Genomic DNA, 20,952 nt, shown 5'->3' on the forward strand with positions numbered 1-20,952 from the left:
AAGTTACACCTCCTTTAAAAAAGAAGTTTCACTTTAGTTTCTTCATTTATTTGAAAGCAACCCTATATAAAATTCACCAATTTCAAGCCTCATACAATTCTAAAGGCAAGCCATCAGGATCTTGGAAAAAGACAAATTTTTTATCCGTAATTTCATCCATACGTATCGCTTCAGTCTCCACACCGCATTGTTTTAAATGGTTTACAGCTTCTTCTATATTTGTAACAGCAAATGCTAAATGTCTAAGTCCAGCTGCTTCTGGAAAACTTGGGCGCTCAGGTGGACTAGGAAATGAAAATAATTCAATTTGATACTCTTCCCCTACACATAAATCTAACTTATAAGAATCTCGTTCTTTTCTATATACTTCATTTATCGCTTTAAAACCTAATATCCGAGTATAAAAATCCTTTGACAGTTCATAATTCGAACAAATAATTGCAACGTGGTGCACTCTACATATATTCATGCTCTCTCTATTCCTTTCTTTACCAAAGATGCATATTCTCCCTTGAAATGAAAAACATATATAGCAGAATATCTCTTTTAGGGGGCTTACTATGAAATTTATTACTTTTTTCGTGGGACTTATCGTTGTTTTCTTCCTTGCTTATATTGCTAGCAACAATAAGAAACATATTAAATTTAAACCAATTTTTATCATGCTTATTATACAATTAATTTTAACCTATTTATTATTAAATACAGAAATTGGTCTCATACTTATTACGGTAATTTCTAGCCTGTTTACGAGGCTACTTGAGTATGCTGCCAGTGGTATAAATTTTGTATTTGGCGGTCTTGCAAATAAAGGGGAAATGCCATTTTTCCTTAACGTATTATTACCGATTGTCTTTATCTCCGTCTTAATTGGTATATTACAACATTTCAAAATACTACCATTCTTTATTCGTTGGATTGGTTTCTTTCTTAGTAAAATAAACGGTCTTGGGAAATTAGAATCTTACAACGCCATCGCTTCCGCTATTGTCGGCCAATCAGAAGTTTTTATTACGGTAAAAAAACAATTAGCCCAAATTCCAAAACATCGACTATATACACTTTGCGCCTCTGCTATGTCAACAGTGTCTATGTCCATTGTCGGTGCCTATATGACAATGATTGAACCAAAATATGTAGTAACCGCACTCGTTCTCAATTTATTTAGTGGTTTTATTATCGTACTCATTATTAACCCTTACGACGTTAACGATGATGAAGACATTTTGGTAATAAAAGGGGAAAAACAAAGTTTCTTTGAAATGCTTGGAGAATACATTCTTGATGGTTTTCGTGTAGCAATTGTCGTCGGTGCTATGCTCATTGGATTCGTCGCATTAATGAGTTGCATTAATGACCTATTCCTCATTATATTCGGCATTACTTTCCAACAATTAATAGGCTATGTATTCGCCCCTATTGCATTTCTTATCGGCGTACCAAGTTCTGAAATTGTCACAGCGGGTAGCATTATGGCAACAAAGCTTGTAACAAATGAATTTGTAGCAATGATGGATCTTAGTAAAATTTCCAGCACTCTCTCTATCCGTACAGTTGGTATTATTTCTGTCTTCCTCGTTTCTTTTGCCAACTTTTCTTCCATTGGAATTATTTCCGGTGCGGTAAAAGGGTTAAACGAAGAACAAGGAAATGTTGTTGCCCGCTTCGGCCTAAAATTACTATACGGCGCTACTCTTGTTAGTATTTTATCTGCGATTATTGTAAGTATTATGCTTTAATTAGGTAAAATTTTATCATTTTCTTATCCCTGTCTTTTGTATACAATAACGAATAGATGTCTTATAAAGTGAAACTTTAATCAGAGGGGGCTATCCCCCACTGATTATTAGTTGAACCAATCGGGCAGTTACGGGCAGTTATCTCCCACCTAACTTCCTTGCATTCGCTGGACTTTGAGGTGGGAGTTTTACTGCCCGTTAATGCGGGATAAATAATCAATACATCTATTTTTTATACATGTACAATACCTTTTATTTAGCGTAAAATATTTTTTATGTGTTTTAATACGCTTCTAGATGTATACACTTTGATTGTTTTAAAGGAGAAAAAATGATGAAATCCGACATTAACAACGAAACTCGAGCCAAAAAAGGACGCTCAAAGAAAAAGCGCCTACTTTGGTTCATTCTTATTCCCTTACTTATTGTAGCAATGGGAGCAGGAGGCTATTCCTTCCATATATACAGTAAAGCAAAATCCGTCTTAAGTAACGCTTATTCTGAACTCGGCCGAGGAGATAAATCCAGCAAACGTGAAAAAGCTGTTAAACCTATGACTGATAATATTTCTGTCCTGATCATGGGTGTTGATGAAAGTGATATCAGGGAAAAAGGTTACGGAAAAGCGACTCGTACAGATGCATTACTACTTGCAACAATTAATAAAAATGATAAATCTGTTAAACTAGTCAGCATTCCACGTGATTCACGCGTCTTCATTAAATCACGTGATAAATATGATAAAATTACACATGCACATGTATTTGGTGGTGTAGACAGCACAATTGATACAGTAGAAAAATTTTTAGATGTACCAGTTGATTACTATGTAAAATTTAATTTCAAATCCTTTATCAAGATTGTTGATTCTCTAGGTGGTATAACTGTCGACGTTCCAGTTGAGTTCACAGAACAAAATAGTAGCGACGAAGCAGATGCAATTCACCTAAAAAAAGGGCGTCAACATTTAAATGGAGAAGAAGCACTTGCACTAGCTAGAACGCGTCATATTGATAGTGATTATATGCGTGGTCAACGACAACAACTTGTTTTAGAGGCTATTGCTGAAAAAGCCCTATCTCTCAATTCCATTAATAAAATCGGAAGCCTATTAGATGCTGTCGATACAGACTTAAAAACAAATTTAACTTTTGATGATATGATGACTATTGCAAAAAATTCAATGGATTCAAATTTAAAAATGGATAAATTGCAAGTGGAAGGTACTGATAAATATATAGGTGGTATTTATTATTACGTTCCAAACGAAAAGAGTGTTAATGATATATCGACAACACTTCAAGAACATCTTGGTGTTACGAATAAAAATGAGCATAAAAAATTATAATAAAAAGGCTGCTAGATTTTTCTAAGCAGCCTTTTTATTATAATTTTCAACATATTTCTCATGCATATTGTGACAAAAAGAGACAATTATTACAGCAGTGTAACGTTTTTTATGAAAACATTACACACGTAGTGAAAATAATAGTATACTAGGACGTACATAATGTTATTTTCATCATTTTTATACAAAAAATGTAATACATATATTTATAAAAATTTTTCTGGGGGGAAATAAATGAAGCTAAGCAAAATACTGATTGGTTCCGCTATTGCTGGTGGCATATTACTTTGTGTTGGTGGTATTGGTGGATATCAATATGTATCCAAATTAAATAATCAACTAAATACAACTGCACTACCAAACACTACATTTGAAGGTATTTCTCTTGATGGAAAAAATAAAGCAGATATTCAAGCCCTTGTTAATCAAAAGATGAATGAATTAAATCAAAAATCTCTTAACTACGTATTCCAAAATGATAAGCAAAATTACACGTGGAAAGATTTAGGAGTAGATTATAAAGAGAAGGATATTGTCGACAATATCTTTAAAGAACAAGAAGGGAACGTAATGAATCGTTACAACATGCGTAAGCAAGCTGAAAACGGTGAAGTAAAACGTGACTATAAATTAACACCACAATTAAATACAACAACTTATGAAACCTTTATAAAGGATAAATATAATGAAACATTAAAAAATCCTGTCAACGCCGAATTAAGTGTTGAAGGCTCTACAGTAAATATTAGCCAAAGTCAAAATGGAGAAAAAATTGATAAAGGAAAATTAACCGATTTAACAAGCGCAGCTATTACTTCTGGCACACCCGATGTTGTATTACCAGTTACACTAATAAAACCTGAACGTTCTACAGAAGATATACAACAAATGGGGATTAAAGAAGTGATTGCTGAATATTCTACCCCAATGGCTGGCCGTAATGGAAATCAGTCCTATAACGTAAATAAGTCAGCTAATACGTTAAGTGGAGTTATTGTAGCACCTGATGAAACGTTTAGTTTTAATGGCCGTGTTGGCGTAACTGATGCTGCACATGGTTATAAATCCGCAGCAGTATATTCACAAGGTAAAGTTATACAAAGTGCAGGCGGAGGCGTTTGCCAAGTAAGTAGTACTTTATACAGCGCAGCTTTAAGGGCAGATTTAGGAATTGTTTCTCGAAGCAATCATTCTATGCCCGTAAATTATTTACCACTTGGGCAGGATGCAGCAGTGGCAGATTATGGTCCGGATTTAAAATTTAAAAACAATACAGGTAAGCATATTTACATTCAAGCATTTTCAAATGGCGGTAGTATTACTACACGTATTTTCGGTACAAATACTGGTAAAAATGTTGAAGTTTCTTCTCAAGTAATTAGTAATACTGGTGATAAAATAACAGCGGTTACGTATAAAAAAGTAACACAAAACGGTGAAGTACTCTCAAATGGACAAATTTCAAAAAGCGTATATAAAAGTGCCCCAAAACAATGAGATAATATCAAACGGACAAATTTCAAAAAGCGTATACAAAAAGGCGTGATCCACTCACGCCTTTTTCTTTTGCAATAATAGTAAAAAAATTTCCAGATGATCTTTCGTTTCTTCTAAAGACCACACACGATTGCCTTGCTTCGCAGCTAATACGCACGCTTCTTCCCACGCGTTCTTTTTCTTCATATTTACTAATTCATCGCGTAATTTCAAAACAATCTCTTCGTCCTCTTGCTCTATAAACTCTTCCATCACGCTTACTATTTCATCCTCATGAATACTTAACGTACAGTACGATTTAAGAAAGTATTGTAATGTTGGATACATATATACTCCCCCCTTTATTTATCTGATGGATAAGAAGTAATAATCTTAAATCCTAGATTTCCTGATTTATCTCTCGCTAAAACAGTAACAGTCTTTACTAGTTTGTCTTTTACATTCATATTTTTCTTTATTACTGTTTTTCCAACTGGGAATGAATGAGTTGTATTCAATACAAGACGAGCCTCTTTAGAGTTTTTCAACCAATCCTGAATTTCTTTATCATGTTGTTTTAAACTATCTTTCACAGCCTTTGTCGCTGTTTCCTTATCGTAGTATGTACTTGCCGCTGAAACTTTATCTGTCTTCAAACGATTCTTCAAATCCTCTTCTGATTTGCCTACATGCCTTTCAATCGTATGACCATTTTTAGGTGGCCCTTCCATTTCATCTAAAATATTATCACTAATTTTTTCTACTGATGTAGAATGATCCTCTTTTGGTTTTTCTGTTTTTTGTTCTTTTCCTGCACATCCACTCAAAATCAGCATTAGTGCCAATAAACTACTCAAGAAAAGACTACTTAATCGTTTCATCGTATCACCTCTTCCATGATTATTATCGTAACTCCACTAAAAGTCAATTTCACAAAGAAAAAATGTATACAGTTTTAAAATCCTCATTCATTTTGCTATATTTTCCACCCCCCTTTCATCAAATCACTGTTTTTCGCCCTTTTTAAAATATACCCCCATGTTTTTATAATTATTTCCCAGATGAAAACACCAATCGGAACACTCCACAAACCCTTTAAATACAGGATTTATGGAGTGTTTTTTAAACAAACTAAATATACCCCTATTTTCATATACCCAATACCTATATAAGGTATAAAGTTCCCTTTCTATCAACAGTTTCCTACATTATGTAAATTTGCACTTGCCTACACAATAGAAATATGGTGTAATGCAAAAAAAGATAAAGGATTTTAAACAATGGCTGAAACAATTCAAAACTTCTTAACAGACTATTATTCAATCGCAATTCCACTTAGTATCTTAATTAACATCATCATCAGTCTTTTAGGTTTTATCCCTAGTATTTTTTTGACCGCTATTAACATACAGCTCTTTGGTGTAACAAACGGAACCATTATTTCGATCGCAGGTGAGGCCTTAGGGGCTATTATCTCGTTTTATATTTATCGTATAGGCCTTCAGAAATTCACTCACAACAAAGTAAATAAGTATCCAAAGGTAGAACGCCTACTTTATGTAGAAGGTAGAGAGGCCTTTCTACTCGTTCTATCGTTTCGATTCATACCTTTCATCCCATCAAGTATCGTTACTTTATTTGCAGCTCTAGGCAAAATGTCATTACTCTCTTTCAGTATTGCCAGCACAATAGGGAAAATACCGGCTTTATTGATTGAAGTATATTCTGCATATCATGTCATTAACGGAACAAATGAAGCGAAATGGATTATTACAATCGCAGGTTGTGTTGGATTATTTTATTTGTGGAAAAAATGGAGAAAAAAATAAAGAAGGAGCCTATGCTCCTTCTTTATTTTTTGAAGTATATTCTATTAATATATATATATCTTACGAATAGAAATATCTTAGTTTACACCAACAGCACTAAATGATTGCTTAACTGCTGTTACTTCAGCAGAACTCGCACCATATAAATCAGCTGCAGCTTGTACTGCACCAGCACGTGCTTGACTAAATGTAGTAGATTGCGTGAAATACTGTGTATTTGCACGGTAGTAAATCGCACCTAATTTATCTTTACCGATACCAGTTACAGTTACACCAGAATGCGTACCACCATTTGCTAATAAATAAGCTTGTTTGTTAATAATACCACTGTTTGTATGAACGCCACCGTTATCACTTGAACCAGTGTAACGCTTAGAATAATGATCTGGATCACCATACTTCGCAGGATCACTCATAGAACGAAGTGCATCTCCTGCTTGTCCAGGTGTATAAATATCTTCACCAATCTCCCAATCTGGGTTACGGTTATCATAGAATTCTACTAAAGTACCAAAAATATCAGAAATTGCTTCATTTAACGCTCCTGATTCATTTTGATAAATTAAATCCGAGCTATTTTCCGTAACAGCATGTGTTAATTCATGGCCAATTACATCAATGCCACCAGATAATGAAGTGAATGTTACACCATCACCATCTCCGTATACCATTTGTGAGCCGTTCCAGAATGCATTATTATACTTACTTCCGTAATGAACTGTTGATTTTAATGGTGCTCCTGCATCATTAATAGAGTTTCTGTTAAATGTAGCTTTATAGTAATCATATGTTTTACCTGCATAGTAATGAGCATCTACTGCCGCTGCATCATACGCTGCATTGAAAACATTATCTGCATCTGCCCATAATGTTCCTGGTAACGTCGAACGATTTTTCGCATCATATGTGAAAATCGTTGCTCCGCGCGTATTATCCTGTAAGTAGTAAGACGATCCAGATAACGTTGTATTAAGCGATTTTGTATCTCCTAATACACCTTTACCAGTTCCAACTTTATTCGTCCCTGTTACAGGCTTTACAACCGCTTTCGCTTCCTGTTTAGGAGCATCTTGCTTAACTGATGACTTATCATCATTCGTTACATGATCAAGTTTATTATATTTATTTAACACTTTACCGCTTTCCGCTTCAATGAAATAGTAATAGTTTCCTGGATTTGGCTCTAAGAAGTTTAAATTCACAACGTATGCATATGTTGTTTCTTCACCATTTTGATATACATATAAGTCCGCTTTTGGATCCACTTCATATTTAGGTGTTACTCCTAAATCTTGTTGCGCAATTTCAATTGCTTTTGCGCCTTCAATCTTATTTTTGTTTTTTAACTTTTCCTTCTTGTCTAAATCAGGCGCAACTGTTCCAGACAATACTTTTAAAGAACCATCTTTACTTACGTGAGCTACTTGAGTAGAACCCCATACAGGCACTCCCTCGTAAACTTGTTGCATACGCACTACCGTTGAATCAGTTACTGCATCTTTCTTCACTTGTTTCACTTTGAAAGAATCTTGCGCACTCTTTTCCCCTAGCTTATAATCACCTTTTGCTGCGTTTAAGTAATCAAACACCACAGATTCCGCTTTCTTACCAGTCGCTCCAGTTAGATCACCAGAAATAAACTCAGGTGACTGTACCGTCTCATTGTACTTCTTAGTAGAGAGTACATTTTTAGAATCCGCAAACGCAGAGCCTGTCCCTCCAAATGTTGTAACTGCCATTCCTGTCGCTAAAACTAATGCTAAACTCTTCCTTTTCATATAACCTTCCCCCTAATAAAAAATTTTTGAAAAAGAGTAATTTCATATTAGCATTATGTTTCCACTATTAATATACTAAAAATTCAATTAATTTCTTTCTCAAGTGTTGTAGAATTTTGAGGAACAAATATTGAAAAAAAACCCTTTCCGTTGGGAAAGGGTTTTTTTTATAAATTAATTTGTTCAACTGTTTTAGCTTCTTGCCCTAGAGTATCCGGCTTCCAAGCATACTGAATATCCAATACTACAGCTGCAATTGCCATAACCACAAATGTTCCTGCAATTAACTTTTTCATACTATCCCTCCTCTTTACTCTTCTAATAAAGTAATCGCTAATTTATAATAGCGATTACTTTCTTTAAAATCTGAGCATTCTTCTAAGTATTCAGCTAGTTCTAAGTATACTTTCTTTAAATCTTTTATATTTTCCTCTGTTTTAAAGAAAGGAACTACTTCTGTTTCTAGAAATTTTTTATAGAGGTCTCTTTCTTCAAAATATTTATATCTTAAATTTAACAATAAATATAACATCCCTTTGTATCTATCATCTTTCCTTGCAGCAAGGATACCTTTTTCAATCCATTCAGCCGCTTCCTCAAGTTCTCCTAATTGAATACACTGTAATGAGAGCTCATACATGGCATCAATATAATTCATATCCTCTTCTTTTTTATACTTTAAGCATTCTATATAATACTCTTTCGCCTTGGCATAATTTTTTTGTCGGTAGTACAGATAACCAATATTATTTAAAGCAATAGAAAGAATATTATCTTTATCAGCAAAAGAAGTTGCTTCTCTTATGATATGATTATAGATTTCCATAGCTTCATTATATTGTTTTTTTCTAGTATAACTAAACGCAATTAAAAACTTACAATTAATTATATTTCTAAATTTATATTCACTTTTAAAACCTTCTAATGCCACATTAGCAAAATATAATGTCATATGGTCTATTTCCATCTGACTATATGTCAATGCCAAATTATAATATATTCCTGTTTCATAATATCCTAACTCTTTCGCCATCGATTCCGTCTTTAACAGATATTCTAATGCCTGCGTATATTTGTACTGCACAGAATATAATAATGCCTTATTATACGTATATAACATCTTCTGAAAAGGCGAGTATTTCTTATACACTTTCTTCAATCCGTCCAATTCTTCTTCAACAGCAGGGAGATCCCGCTTCATCATTAAATAACGTGTATACAGCAGTTTATAATAATTTATAATTTCAAAATCCAACACATGCTTCATTTCACCTTGCAACTCTTCGTATATGCGCTCTACTTGTTGCTTGTCCAAATGAACTAATGCATTCAACCACTCGTCCAACTTCACTTTCACATCTTCTTCTACATCTCTCAAATCCGTCACAGCAATTTCTAGTCTTGTGCAGAGCAATTGTAGAATTTCTTCTGATGCTTCAATCTTTCCATTTTCGATCTTACTTAAGTATGAGACAGAACAAATGCCCTGACATAATTCTTCTTGTGTCATTTTTTGCTGTAGCCGTTTATAAAAAACTTGCTTGCCTATTTTTTCTAATGTTTGTTGCATTGTCCTCCTCCATTCTCATTACCCCCATTACTCTAATAATACATAAAATCTCGAGAAATATAAATTGATAAATGTAAATTTTCTAAAAAATATGCATTATTTCATTTTTTTCTCCCTTGACTTCAATCCCCTATTACTTCTTTGCTACGAAAGGGGGAAAATTGGTATACTATAACCAAATTGCGGAGGTGTTTTCACAATGAATCATTATAAAGACGATAGTTACGCCTTACATACAGATTTATATCAAATCAACATGGCTTATACATATTGGAAAGATGGTATTCATACTCGCCGTTCTGTTTTTGATCTATACTTTCGAAAGCTTCCATTCGAAAACGGCTATGCTGTTTTTGCTGGTCTTGAAAAAATTGTAGAGTACATAGAAAATTTCAGCTTTACCGAAAGTGACATCGCTTATTTAGCAGAGCTGCAATTTGAAGAAGACTTCCTTCATTATTTACAAAACATGAAATTTACTGGCACGATTCGTAGTATGCAAGAAGGCGAAGTTGTTTTTAATAACGAACCATTATTACGTGTTGATGCACCGCTTGGCGAGGCACAAATAATTGAAACTGCCCTCTTAAATATTGTAAATTACCAAACATTAATTGCTACAAAAGCTGCACGTATGAAGCACGCTGCAAATAATGATGAGCTTTTAGAGTTCGGTACAAGACGCGCTCATGAGTTTGATGCTGCCCTTTGGGGAACACGAGCTGCCTTTATTGGTGGTTTTTCATCTACAAGTAACGTTCGCGCAGGGAAACGATTTGGCATCCCTGTAGCTGGCACACATGCCCATTCTTTCGTTCAAGCATATCGCGATGAATATGTTGCATTTAAAAAATATGCTGAAACACATAAAAAATGTGTATTTCTTGTCGATACATACGACACATTAAAATCTGGTGTTCCAAATGCGATTCGTGTTGCAAAAGAGTTCGGGGATCGTATCGATTTTTATGGCATTCGCCTTGATAGTGGTGATATGGCATATTTATCAAAGGAGGCCAGAAAACAACTTGATGCAGCTGGATTTACAAACACAAAAATTATCGCTTCTAGCGATTTAGATGAATATACGATTATGCACTTGAAATCTCAAGGGGCAAAAATTGATGTATGGGGTGTTGGTACAAAGCTGATTACATCCTTTGAGCAGCCAGCATTAGGGGCTGTTTACAAACTAGTTGCGATTGAAGATACTGACGGGGAATTAAATGACACGATTAAAATTTCATCTAACCCTGAAAAGATTACAACTCCAGGGCTTAAACGAATTTATCGTATTATTAACCGTGTTAACGATCATGCAGAGGGCGATTATATTGCTTTAGAGTCAGAAGAACCCGGAAAAGAAGAGCGTTTAAAAATGTTTCATCCAGTTCATACATATATAAGTAAATTCGTAACAAGCTTTGAAGCACGCGAACTGCATCAAGATATTTTCATTAACGGTAAAAGAGCGTATGAATTACCTAATATATTAGATATTCAAAAGTATAATGAACGCAGCCTCTCACTATTTTGGGAAGAGTATATGCGAACTTTAAACCCTGAAGAGTACCCTGTCGATTTAAGCCAAGAATGTTGGGATCATAAAATGAATTATATTCAAACTGTTCGAGAACAGGTTGAAAAAAACATACAAAAATAAAGTGAAGCTTTAATCAGTGGGTTTTGTCCCTCCCCCACTTCTCCATTTTTCAATACTATATGGATATTTGTAAAAAATATATTGAAATAATAAGAAGAATATTATTATTTTGCAAATTTATATATTACATTGTTCAAAAACAAAATAATATTTGATATTATTTTCTTGAGTCCATTTCAACAAAATAACCAATAAAAAAGAGGACGCAATTGCGTCCTCTTTTTTATAAATCTTTTACTCTTAATACACGCATTGCATTTAATACTGCAAGTAACGTCACACCAACATCTGAGAAGACTGCTTCCCACATTGTTGCAATACCAAAGGCGCCGAGTAATAACACTAACCCTTTTACCCCTAATGCAAATATAATATTTTGCCATACGATGCTACGTGTACGTTTTGCAATTTTTACTGCTGTCACAATTTTTGAAGGCTCATCAGTCATAATAACGATGTCAGCAGCTTCAATTGCTGCATCTGACCCTAAGCCGCCCATCGCAATACCAACGTCTGCCCTTGCTAGTACTGGCGTATCATTAATACCATCACCGACGAATGCAATCTTTTCTTTACCGCGTTTTGCTGCATCAATTTTTTCGATTTCTTCTACTTTTTGGTGTGGTAATAATTCGGCATGAACTTCATCTAAACCTAATTCTTTACCAACAGCTTCCCCGACTGATTTTGCATCACCAGTTAACATGACTGTCTTCTTAATACCTAGTTCTTTTAACTTTTGAATTGCTTGTTTTGAATCCTCTTTTACCTCATCAGAGATAACAATATAACCTGCATATTTACCATCTACAGCAACATGAACTAGTGTACCTACTGTATTTGGTTGCTTAAATGTAATGTTTTCTTTGCTCATTAATTTAGCATTACCTGCGAAAATTTCTTTTCCTTGTACTTTTACAACCGTACCATGACCAGAAATTTCACTATAGTCTTCAATAGCATTTTCATCGATTGATTTTCCATATGCATTTCGAATAGATTGTGCAATCGGATGATTTGAATATACTTCTGCAAATGCTGCATATTCTAATAGCTCTTCAGCTGTGATACCTTCACTAGGCTCCATCTTCGTAACTTTAAAGACACCTTTTGTTAATGTTCCTGTTTTATCAAAAACGATATATTTCACATCATTCAATGCTTCTAAATAGTTACTTCCTTTTACTAAAATACCACTTTTAGATGCCCCACCAATACCGCCAAAGAATCCAAGAGGAATCGATACAACGAGCGCACATGGACAAGAGATTACTAAGAACACTAAAGCTCTATAAATCCAATCGGAGAATGTAGCACCCTCTAAAATAAGTGGTGGAATAAATGCCATTATTGCTGCTGTTATAACTACAACAGGAGTATAATAACGTGCAAACTTTGTAATAAAGTTTTCTGTTGGCGCTTTTTTGCTACTTGCATTTTGTACTAAGTCTAAAATTTTCGATACAGTGGATTCACCGAACTCTTTTGTAACTTCGACAATTAATACACCATTTTGGTTTACAAAACCACTTAATACGTCATTACCAACTTCTACTTCCCTCGGTACAGACTCACCTGTTAACGCTGAAGTATCCATCATTGATGTTCCCTCAACTACTTTCCCGTCTAACGGTACTTTTTCACCTGGTTTTACGATAATATACTCACCAATTTGCACATCTTCTGGTGATACTTGTTTCGTTTCGTTTCCAACTTTCACATTCGCATAGTCAGGACGAATATCCATTAATGACGTAATTGATTTTCGAGAACGATTTACTGCAATACTTTGGAAGAGTTCCCCTACTTGGTAAAATAGCATAACTGCTACCGCTTCTGGATATTGTTGAATCGCGAAAGCTCCTAAAGTTGCAATTGCCATTAAAAAGTTTTCATCGAACACTTGGCCGCGAGTTATGTTTCTTACCGCTCTCCAAACGATATCTCCACCTATTAATAAATAAGCAAGGACGAATAATGGAATTGTTATCATTTGCGGTAATCCGGCTAACGCAGCAATTCCTGTCAAAATTCCACCGACTACTAATCTTCCTATCATCTTTTTCACATTTCCATCACCATGATCATGGTCGTGTCCTTTTTCCTCTTCACGAACAACTTTTACATCAGGCTCTAACTTTTGAACAACATTTTTTATATTTTGTACAGTCGATTCAAGTTCTCGTTTATTTGCAACTTCTACTCGTAATTTCTTTGATACGAAATCAACAGTCGCTTCTGAAATTGTTGGCATTTCCTTTACCTTATTTTCAATCTTCATTGCACAATTTGCACAGTCTAAGCCTTCTAATACAAATACTTCTTTTACTGATTTTGTTTTTTGCTCTTCTTGCACTTTAATATGTGGCTCTAATTTTGTAACAAGTTGCTTCGCTTCCGTAACAACTTGATTTTCTTTATTTTGCGGTGTTTCTAAAAGCATCGTTTTTGTTGCAAAGTTTACGGAACAAGATGTTACCCCTTCTATATTCCCAACACCTTTTTCAATTTTCATTGCACAATTTGCACAATCTAAACCTTCTAGCATAAGTTTTTTTTTCACTAATGCTTCTGCCATCGTTCTCCCTCCTCGCTTTTTTATTCTTCCTCGTTTACGTGTTCAAACGCTTGCTCGAAGATATGAATTACGTGTTGATCAGCTAATGAGTAATAAACTACCTTTCCTTCTTTACGGTTCTTTACAAGCTTTGCTTGCTTTAATACACGAAGCTGATGTGAGATTGAAGATTGCGTCATTCCTAATAAATAAGCTAAATCACAAACACACATTTCAGCTTCAAATAATGCATGTAATATTCTCGTACGTGTACGGTCACCTAATACTTTAAATAATTCTGCTACTTTACTTAAACTTTCATCAGTCGGAATTGTTTTTTTTACTTGATCCACGATTTCCTCGTGAATTACCGTTTGAGAACATGCTTCCTGTTGCGTTTCTATTTTATTTCCAGCCATTATAGCTCACCTCTTTAATTGAACATATGAACAATTATTCATATATCTTATACTCTTATTATATGAGCGTCTGTTCATATGTGTCAATAAAATCCGTAAGATTTTTTTGACAATTTCGTTCACATTTCAAAATAAACACATAAATATTCTCCGCATCTATCATGCTCTTCATACAAAAAGGATGCACGAAAGCTATCGTGCATCCCTTCTTATTTATCCCGCATTAACGGGCAGTAAGACTCCCACCTCAAAATGCAGCTGGAACAAGGAAGTTAGGTGGGAGATTAACTGCCCGTAAAAGCCCGATTGGTGAGGGCTAATAATCAGTGGGGGATGAAGCCCCCCACTGATTAAAGTTTCACTTTATTAACTTTCACTGCATCCACAATTAACGAAGCGAATCCTAATTTACCATCTTGATTTCTATGATCAAAACGTTTCGATCGATAAATAAATCCACCGTTCTCTTCCCAATCACTATAATGAAACTGGCCATTCTCATCACAGTATTCTAAAAGCTTTACTTGAAAACCTGCTGCTTCAAACATAGATATAATCGTTTTGTAGTTATGTACAATTTTATGACTTGCAGCTGGATGATCTAACGGACCGGGTCCTCCCACTTGCACACCACGCTGATATTCTTCATTGGGGAAAAATGCATCCGGCACTGCACAACGAATATAACCATCATCTTGTAAAAACTCAAAGCATATTTTAGCTGCTTCTATACCTTCTTCATACGATAAATGCTCCCATACGTGTTCAGCTAAAATTACCGATAAAGAATTAGGCTGAAATTTATTAAGCCACGTTTCTCTTTTTAATAAATTTAATTCTTCTTCATTCGTATGTAACCAACCTGGGTTATTATTATATCCCTCTGCTCCAACGACAACTTTCGTCTCCATCTTTCCACCCCTTCTTATATTCCGACATAAAAATTCGACAACATAACATTGGTCTCCTTTATTTCCCCAAAAGAAAAAGCCTTGCGCGCTCCCTAGACGCACAAGGCTTACTAACTTTATATCCCTTTAATTAGCTTTTTCTAAACTATCTTGCGAACTTCCATCGTCTTTTAAATGACTATGTTTTTTCGAATAAACAAAGTATACAACCACTCCGATTGCTAACCAAACACCGAAGTATATCCATGTTTTTAACGGTAGATTTACCATTAAGAATAGACAGCTTGCAACTGAAATAATCGGTAAGATTGGTACAAGTGGTACCATAAATCCACGTTGTAATTTCGGATGCGTTTTACGAAGAATGATGACAGTTACACCAACCATCGCAAATGTTAATAACGCTCCAATATTCGCTAAATTCGACAATTCTTTTAAATCGATAAATCCGGCAATTAAAGCACTACCAATTCCTGTTAACCAAACTGAAAATGTTGGTGCTTCTGTCTTCTTGTCAATTTTCGCAAAAGATTTTGGCAATAAACCGTCACGGCTCATAGCGAAGAATACACGTGTCGTAGCGTAGATGTATGCGAAAATTACAGCCATAATACCAATTACAGCTCCAATAGCGATTACACCAGCCACTTTATCTTGTCCTACAACTTCTAATACATAGGCCATCGCTTCAGGTACATCTAATTCCTTATAAGAAACCATACCTGTCATAACGAGACAAACTACAACATAAATGATTGTACAAATGACTAATGAAGCAATAATACCAATCGGCAAATCACGTTGTGGATTTTTCACTTCTTCAGCAGAAGTTGCTAATGCATCAAATCCTAGGAAAGCGAAGAATACTGCTGCTCCTCCGGCAAAGACTCCACTTAAGCCGTACGGTGCAAATGGTATCCAGTTTTCTGGTTTCACATAGAATACACCAACTGCAATGAATAAAACAACAATACCAATTTTAATTAATACCATTATGTTATTCACACGCTTACTTTCTTTTGTACCTCGTGATAATAACCAAGTTATCACCAACGTAACGATAACTGCGGGTAAGTTCACCATACCACCTTGCGATGGAATCGTTAACAACGCTTTTGGAATTTCAAGTCCCAATCCACTCACTAAATTATTGAAATAACCTGTCCATCCGCCAGCTACTGCGGCAGTCGTTACGACATATACGGATAACAATGTCCACCCCATTAAATGGGCAACAAACTCACCAATTGTTGCATATGAATATGTGTACACACTACCTGAAACAGGAAGTGCAGATGCAACCTCTGCATAACATAAAGCTGCAAATCCACAAACAATTGCTGCAATCATGAATGAAAAAATAACTGCTGGACCAGCATCTCTTGCTGCTACTAATCCCGTTAATACTAGAACTCCTGTACCAATTATCGCACCAATCCCTAGCATTGTTAGGTCAAATGCCCCTAGCGTTTTCGTCAAAGTTTTACTTTTACTTTCCCCTAACAATTGCGTAACGGATTTCTTTTTAAATAGGTTGGCCACGATGAATGCCCCCTTTTACCAAGAAGAGCTAAGAGGTATTATCTCTTAGCTCTTATCATGTTGTTTTATATATTGTTCGATTTTGTTTTGTATAATGCTTCTATTAGCAAGATACTGTTTCTGCTTCTAATAATTCTTTAGCACCTTTGTACTCTACACCGTGAGCTTCTGCAACTGCTTCGAATGTTACATAGCCTTCTAATGTGTTAATACCTTTTAATAATGCAGAGTTGCCTAGGCAAGCTTCTTTGTAGCCTTTGTTAGCAATTTGTACTGCATATGGTACTGTTACGTTTGTTAATGCAAGAGTTGATGTACGTGGAACCGCACCTGGCATATTTGCAACTGCATAGTGAACAACGCCGTGTTTTTCATAAGTTGGGTTATCATGAGTTGTAATACGGTCAGTTGTTTCGAAAATACCACCTTGGTCAATCGCGATATCTACAACAACAGAACCTTGTTCCATTGATTTAATCATTTCTTCTGTTACAAGTTTTGGCGCTTTTGCACCTGGGATTAATACTGCACCGATTACAAGATCAGATTCTTTTACAGCTTCTGCAATATTGTAAGGATTAGACATTAAAGTTTTTACTTGGTTTCCGAAAATGTCATCTAATTGACGAAGACGTTCTGCACTTAAGTCGATGATTGTTACATCCGCACCTAGTCCAACTGCAATTTTAGCAGCATTTGTACCAGCTTGTCCACCACCGATAATTGTTACTTTACCACGTTTAACTCCTGGAACACCTGCAAGTAAGATACCTTTACCGCCTTTGTTTTTCTCAAGGAATTGCGCACCGATTTGTGCAGCCATACGACCAGCTACTTCACTCATAGGTGCAAGTAATGGTAATGAACGGTTTTCTAATTGTACTGTTTCATATGCGATAGCAACAACTTTCTTTTCAATTAACGCTTTTGTTAATTCTGGCTCTGGAGCTAAGTGTAAGTATGTGAATAAGATTAAACCTTCACTGAAATGTTTGTATTCGCTTTCAACTGGTTCCTTAACTTTCATAACCATTTCCATGTTCCAAGCTTCTTCAGCTGTATCAACAATTTTTGCTCCCGCTTCAACATACTGAGCATCTGTGAAACCAGATCCTACACCTGCATCCTTTTGAATGAATACTTCGTGATTGTTACGAACTAAATGTACAACACCTGCTGGTGTCATTGCCACACGGTTTTCGTTGTTTTTAATTTCTGCTGGTACCCCAATACGCATAATGAAATGCCCCCTTATAATTAACAGAAAAAAGAAAGTCTTTTTTCTTTTTGTAATAATTAATAACTTATGTCCTTATTCTAGCATAACTTAAAAATTATGAAAACGCTAACATACTATTTTTTTAAAGTTTATATATTTAGAATAGTGTAAATATACAAAACATTGATTCTATTGGGTTGTTTGTACTATCTCATTATCTATCACTCTATTTACATTATATCCATTCAAAACGCATAGTAATTATTTATTATTTGACAATAATGTAACAATGCAAAAAAACTAAGTAGTTACGTATACATATACACTTATTACTTTGTACAATACTTTAGAAATATATTCTTTCCATAAAAAAACAGCTACTAGCATTTAGCCAGCAGCTGGATAGATCATAAATAACTTTGAAAATAGATCTTCTGTCGTCTCGGTAATTTTATCAAACATATCACTTTCACGATCTTCTTGCTCTTTTAACATCTTAATTGTTTCACGTGCGTCTTCAGGATAATCGGTAATGATACCATCCACGTTTAACTTATAATATGCCTTTAAACTTTCCATATCATTTACTGTCCATACGTAAATTGGCTTGTTTATCTTCCTTGCTTCTTTTACTAATTTCTTATTTAACATGTATTCTTCTGCTACATAAAAATCAGCCTTCACATTCTTTAAGTCAGCTCTACTCGCATACAGTATATATCCTACTTTTATATTTGGATTTGCACGTTTAAACTCTTTAATAAGCGGATAGTGTAACGTTTGAATGACACATTGCTTCTCAAATTCATTATCTTTAATCGCTTTTAATACTTTGTTTACGAAATCTTTTTCGCCACCATGGAGCTTCACTTCAATATTAAGTTTGATTTTTCCTTTTGCCAGCTTAATGATCTCATCAAGTGTACTTATTTGTCCTGAAAACCCATCTTGACTAAGGGTAAGCTGTCTTAACTCCTCCATCGTTAAATCTGACACGTGAACATTAGCATTCGCAAGACGTTTTAGCTTCAAATCATGTATAACTGCTAGTTCACCGTCTTTTGTTTGCAGTACATCAATTTCAGCGTAGTCTGCTTTGGCATCAATAGCCCCCTGCAGAGCTTCTTTCGTATTCTCTACACCTTTTGAAATATAACCACGGTGAGCCATAATAATTGGTTCTTTATATGAATTTGAAATAAACGTTACAATGAAGGCAACGACCATTCCGGCAGTAATAATTCCTACAATATATACACCAATAAATTTCCAACGATGTTTTTGGAAGAAACATTTATCTGCTTTTGTTTTCGAATAATCTAATCCTTCTTCTAATAAAACATCTTCAACCGGAACCTTTTGTAAATACAATCGTGTTATTGCCATAATATAAAATGGCGTCACGATAAAACTAAATAAATACAATGTACTCGTTAAAAATACAGACATTGTTGATTCTGCTAATAATGCAAATGTTCCCTGTGGATTTGTAAATTCATACATGCCCCATAGACACAATAAATACATTCCAAAAAATACACCGTACACAATCCCTATTGAAATAAAAAATCCTACTAAAAAGAATAGTACTTTAAAAAAACTTTCTTTTACTAACGTTGCACTTTTACGTGCTGCTGTGCGAAACGGCTTTTGCTCTAAAACAACAATAGGTAGAACAAAAATCCAGCGAAGGTTCAAATACGCAACTACAGCAAAGAACGTGTAATAACCAACTTGTCCCATCGTTGTCTTAAACAGTTCTCCTGTAATAAAGTTAGGAATTTGAATTTGCGGAATTAATGCCGTTTCATATCCAAGATTTAAAAGAGGTAACAATACGACAGCATATAAAATAAATCCTGGTAAGCAATATGTGAAAAGAGTAGGTAAATACGTTACGGTTTTATATAAAATCGGACGTAATTTCACCTTTTGTCTTTTATGAGCGAAGTACGAAATGATAATAAGCACCGCAAATTCCGTAAAGATAAGAAACAGTGCTAACAATGATAAAATTACGATTGCCAAAATGCCGTATGGTGTCTTTAAAAACGCTAATAATTCATCATTCGTCGCATTTGCATAACCACCAAAATACAATAACTTATTAAAAATGATCCCAAATAGCGGGACAAATACAATCGCTGCTAATAATTTATAAGCAAGTTGAAAGGTTAATACATTCCAAAAAGCAAATCTAACTGTTTGAAAGGAATGTCCCATTACCCCTGGTATAGATAGTCTTTTACGGTGTTGCATATATTCCTCCACATTCTAAAACGATATTTGAGATGGATTCCATATTTCCATTTCCAACCCATCTTTTTAATAATAATATATTCCGCTTAACATGAACACTCTTATACATACAATGAAAAAGTGATGGCTACTTGCCATCACTTTTTCATTTACTCTATTTTTTCTCTAACCCTTGACCAAATGCTTTCAAGAAGCTAAAACCGAATGTAATTGCTCTATTGATATCTGGATCTTTTAACACTTTAAAGAAATCCATCACTTTTGTTTTTTTACCACTATTTAATTCCTCTGTTGCAAATTGTAATCCAGTGACTAAACTAGATGTTATTTGTTTCGTTATTTCTGGGTCCACTGAAGATAATGCCTCTCCTGCCCCCATCATATTGTTTAATGCGTTTTTTACTGGTTCACGATTCAATTGTTCAACAGCTATTTTGGAAACATCTTCTTTTGCAGCAAGTAAACTAATTGCTGCATCTAAAATTCCTGCTTTTTGCAACTGCGCTAATAGCTGCATCGTCTCTTCTACTGCTTCTCTATTTTCAGCTAGATCATTTAACAACTCATCTGTTACTTGCTGTTTTTTTTCTTCTTCTGTTACAATCTTCTTTTTAATTAAAGTAATCTCTTTTGCCATTATCT

General features: G+C 34.8%; 18 protein-coding genes. 5 read left to right on the top strand and 13 right to left on the bottom strand.

What is annotated here, in order from left to right:
- Positions 1-82: 82 nt before the first annotated feature.
- Entirely contained in the window at positions 83-469 is a 387-nt protein-coding gene (gene gloA2 / locus NSS74_RS20740) for an SMU1112c/YaeR family gloxylase I-like metalloprotein (protein ID WP_001017670.1), read from the bottom strand.
- Positions 470-560: 91 nt separating this feature from the next.
- On the opposite strand from gloA2, the gene NSS74_RS20745 reads away from it, so the two are divergent.
- The 3 genes from NSS74_RS20745 to NSS74_RS20755 all read left to right on the top strand — a co-directional run bounded on the left by NSS74_RS20745 (position 561) and on the right by NSS74_RS20755 (position 4,584).
- The gene (locus tag NSS74_RS20745; RefSeq protein ID WP_000668860.1) at positions 561-1,739 is read left to right on the top strand and encodes a NupC/NupG family nucleoside CNT transporter; all 1,179 of its coding nucleotides are present in this window, start codon (positions 561-563) and stop codon (positions 1,737-1,739) included.
- A 331-nt stretch (positions 1,740-2,070) separates the two neighbouring features.
- On the top strand, positions 2,071-3,087 hold the full coding sequence (locus NSS74_RS20750) for an LCP family glycopolymer transferase (protein ID WP_002029713.1): 1,017 nt from the start codon (positions 2,071-2,073) through the stop codon (positions 3,085-3,087).
- Positions 3,088-3,321: 234 nt separating this feature from the next.
- Complete coding sequence (locus tag NSS74_RS20755) at positions 3,322-4,584, top strand: VanW family protein (RefSeq protein WP_002010475.1); 1,263 nt, start codon at positions 3,322-3,324, stop codon at positions 4,582-4,584.
- Positions 4,585-4,638: 54 nt separating this feature from the next.
- Here the strand turns inward: NSS74_RS20755 and NSS74_RS20760 are convergent, their stop codons facing one another.
- Positions 4,639-4,911, bottom strand: a complete 273-nt coding sequence (locus NSS74_RS20760; RefSeq protein ID WP_002091014.1) for a hypothetical protein — start codon at positions 4,909-4,911, stop codon at positions 4,639-4,641.
- 14 nt (positions 4,912-4,925) lie between these two features.
- Complete coding sequence (locus tag NSS74_RS20765) at positions 4,926-5,444, bottom strand: RNase A-like domain-containing lipoprotein (protein WP_002125157.1); 519 nt, start codon at positions 5,442-5,444, stop codon at positions 4,926-4,928.
- Positions 5,445-5,843: 399 nt separating this feature from the next.
- Here NSS74_RS20765 and NSS74_RS20770 point away from each other — a divergent pair, with 399 nt between their 5' ends.
- The gene (locus tag NSS74_RS20770) at positions 5,844-6,392 is read left to right on the top strand and encodes a TVP38/TMEM64 family protein (RefSeq protein ID WP_002029716.1); all 549 of its coding nucleotides are present in this window, start codon (positions 5,844-5,846) and stop codon (positions 6,390-6,392) included.
- A gap of 77 nt (positions 6,393-6,469) precedes the next feature.
- Here NSS74_RS20770 and NSS74_RS20775 read toward each other — a convergent pair whose 3' ends face one another.
- The 3 genes from NSS74_RS20775 to NSS74_RS20785 all read right to left on the bottom strand — a co-directional run bounded on the left by NSS74_RS20775 (position 6,470) and on the right by NSS74_RS20785 (position 9,740).
- Positions 6,470-8,170 carry a M4 family metallopeptidase gene (locus tag NSS74_RS20775; protein ID WP_002140339.1) on the bottom strand — a complete coding sequence of 567 codons (1,701 nt, stop codon included), beginning with the start codon at positions 8,168-8,170 and terminating at the stop codon, positions 6,470-6,472.
- Between the two features lie 167 nt (positions 8,171-8,337).
- A complete protein-coding gene (locus NSS74_RS20780) occupies positions 8,338-8,466 on the bottom strand; it encodes an NprX family peptide pheromone (protein WP_000733136.1) in 129 nt (42 codons plus the stop codon).
- 14 nt (positions 8,467-8,480) lie between these two features.
- Positions 8,481-9,740: a tetratricopeptide repeat protein gene (locus tag NSS74_RS20785; protein WP_002010467.1), complete on the bottom strand. Its 1,260-nt coding sequence runs from the start codon at positions 9,738-9,740 to the stop codon at positions 8,481-8,483.
- A 199-nt stretch (positions 9,741-9,939) separates the two neighbouring features.
- Here NSS74_RS20785 and NSS74_RS20790 point away from each other — a divergent pair, with 199 nt between their 5' ends.
- Complete coding sequence (locus tag NSS74_RS20790; RefSeq protein ID WP_002140337.1) at positions 9,940-11,403, top strand: nicotinate phosphoribosyltransferase; 1,464 nt, start codon at positions 9,940-9,942, stop codon at positions 11,401-11,403.
- 223 nt (positions 11,404-11,626) lie between these two features.
- On the opposite strand, the gene NSS74_RS20795 is transcribed toward NSS74_RS20790, so the two are convergent.
- The 7 genes from NSS74_RS20795 to NSS74_RS20825 all read right to left on the bottom strand — a co-directional run bounded on the left by NSS74_RS20795 (position 11,627) and on the right by NSS74_RS20825 (position 20,947).
- A complete protein-coding gene (locus tag NSS74_RS20795) occupies positions 11,627-13,981 on the bottom strand; it encodes a heavy metal translocating P-type ATPase (RefSeq protein WP_002140336.1) in 2,355 nt (784 codons plus the stop codon).
- Between the two features lie 20 nt (positions 13,982-14,001).
- Positions 14,002-14,379 carry an ArsR/SmtB family transcription factor gene (locus NSS74_RS20800; protein WP_002140335.1) on the bottom strand — a complete coding sequence of 126 codons (378 nt, stop codon included), beginning with the start codon at positions 14,377-14,379 and terminating at the stop codon, positions 14,002-14,004.
- A 350-nt stretch (positions 14,380-14,729) separates the two neighbouring features.
- Entirely contained in the window at positions 14,730-15,290 is a 561-nt protein-coding gene (locus NSS74_RS20805; protein WP_002140334.1) for a class I SAM-dependent methyltransferase, read from the bottom strand.
- Positions 15,291-15,416: 126 nt separating this feature from the next.
- Positions 15,417-16,832, bottom strand: a complete 1,416-nt coding sequence (locus tag NSS74_RS20810) for an amino acid permease (protein ID WP_002125151.1) — start codon at positions 16,830-16,832, stop codon at positions 15,417-15,419.
- Positions 16,833-16,935: 103 nt separating this feature from the next.
- A complete protein-coding gene (gene ald, locus NSS74_RS20815) occupies positions 16,936-18,069 on the bottom strand; it encodes an alanine dehydrogenase (protein ID WP_002140333.1) in 1,134 nt (377 codons plus the stop codon).
- A gap of 369 nt (positions 18,070-18,438) precedes the next feature.
- Positions 18,439-20,310, bottom strand: coding sequence for a glycerophosphoryl diester phosphodiesterase membrane domain-containing protein (locus NSS74_RS20820; RefSeq protein WP_002125149.1), 1,872 nt, complete (start codon positions 20,308-20,310; stop codon positions 18,439-18,441).
- Positions 20,311-20,464: 154 nt separating this feature from the next.
- Positions 20,465-20,947, bottom strand: coding sequence for a DUF1641 domain-containing protein (locus tag NSS74_RS20825; RefSeq protein WP_002140332.1), 483 nt, complete (start codon positions 20,945-20,947; stop codon positions 20,465-20,467).
- Between the last annotated feature and the right edge of the window lie 5 nt (positions 20,948-20,952).

This window comes from Bacillus sp. FSL E2-8868 (assembly GCF_038005505.1).
Taxonomy (GTDB): domain Bacteria; phylum Bacillota; class Bacilli; order Bacillales; family Bacillaceae_G; genus Bacillus_A; species Bacillus_A mycoides.

What these genes read in the sequence shown, in the direction of transcription:
- NSS74_RS20785 (WP_002010467.1), bottom strand. Translation starts at nt 9,740, where the DNA reads ATGCAACAAACATTAGAAAAAATAGGCAAGCAAGTTTTTTATAAACGG.
- NSS74_RS20800 (WP_002140335.1), bottom strand. Translation starts at nt 14,379, where the DNA reads ATGGCTGGAAATAAAATAGAAACGCAACAGGAAGCATGTTCTCAAACG.
- NSS74_RS20820 (WP_002125149.1), bottom strand. Translation starts at nt 20,310, where the DNA reads ATGCAACACCGTAAAAGACTATCTATACCAGGGGTAATGGGACATTCC.
- NSS74_RS20770 (WP_002029716.1), top strand. Translation starts at nt 5,844, where the DNA reads ATGGCTGAAACAATTCAAAACTTCTTAACAGACTATTATTCAATCGCA.
- NSS74_RS20780 (WP_000733136.1), bottom strand. Translation starts at nt 8,466, where the DNA reads ATGAAAAAGTTAATTGCAGGAACATTTGTGGTTATGGCAATTGCAGCT.
- NSS74_RS20755 (WP_002010475.1), top strand. Translation starts at nt 3,322, where the DNA reads ATGAAGCTAAGCAAAATACTGATTGGTTCCGCTATTGCTGGTGGCATA.
- NSS74_RS20795 (WP_002140336.1), bottom strand. Translation starts at nt 13,981, where the DNA reads ATGGCAGAAGCATTAGTGAAAAAAAAACTTATGCTAGAAGGTTTAGAT.
- NSS74_RS20760 (WP_002091014.1), bottom strand. Translation starts at nt 4,911, where the DNA reads ATGTATCCAACATTACAATACTTTCTTAAATCGTACTGTACGTTAAGT.
- NSS74_RS20825 (WP_002140332.1), bottom strand. Translation starts at nt 20,947, where the DNA reads ATGGCAAAAGAGATTACTTTAATTAAAAAGAAGATTGTAACAGAAGAA.
- NSS74_RS20805 (WP_002140334.1), bottom strand. Translation starts at nt 15,290, where the DNA reads ATGGAGACGAAAGTTGTCGTTGGAGCAGAGGGATATAATAATAACCCA.
- NSS74_RS20775 (WP_002140339.1), bottom strand. Translation starts at nt 8,170, where the DNA reads ATGAAAAGGAAGAGTTTAGCATTAGTTTTAGCGACAGGAATGGCAGTT.
- NSS74_RS20790 (WP_002140337.1), top strand. Translation starts at nt 9,940, where the DNA reads ATGAATCATTATAAAGACGATAGTTACGCCTTACATACAGATTTATAT.
- NSS74_RS20750 (WP_002029713.1), top strand. Translation starts at nt 2,071, where the DNA reads ATGATGAAATCCGACATTAACAACGAAACTCGAGCCAAAAAAGGACGC.
- ald (WP_002140333.1), bottom strand. Translation starts at nt 18,069, where the DNA reads ATGCGTATTGGGGTACCAGCAGAAATTAAAAACAACGAAAACCGTGTG.
- NSS74_RS20765 (WP_002125157.1), bottom strand. Translation starts at nt 5,444, where the DNA reads ATGAAACGATTAAGTAGTCTTTTCTTGAGTAGTTTATTGGCACTAATG.
- NSS74_RS20745 (WP_000668860.1), top strand. Translation starts at nt 561, where the DNA reads ATGAAATTTATTACTTTTTTCGTGGGACTTATCGTTGTTTTCTTCCTT.
- gloA2 (WP_001017670.1), bottom strand. Translation starts at nt 469, where the DNA reads ATGAATATATGTAGAGTGCACCACGTTGCAATTATTTGTTCGAATTAT.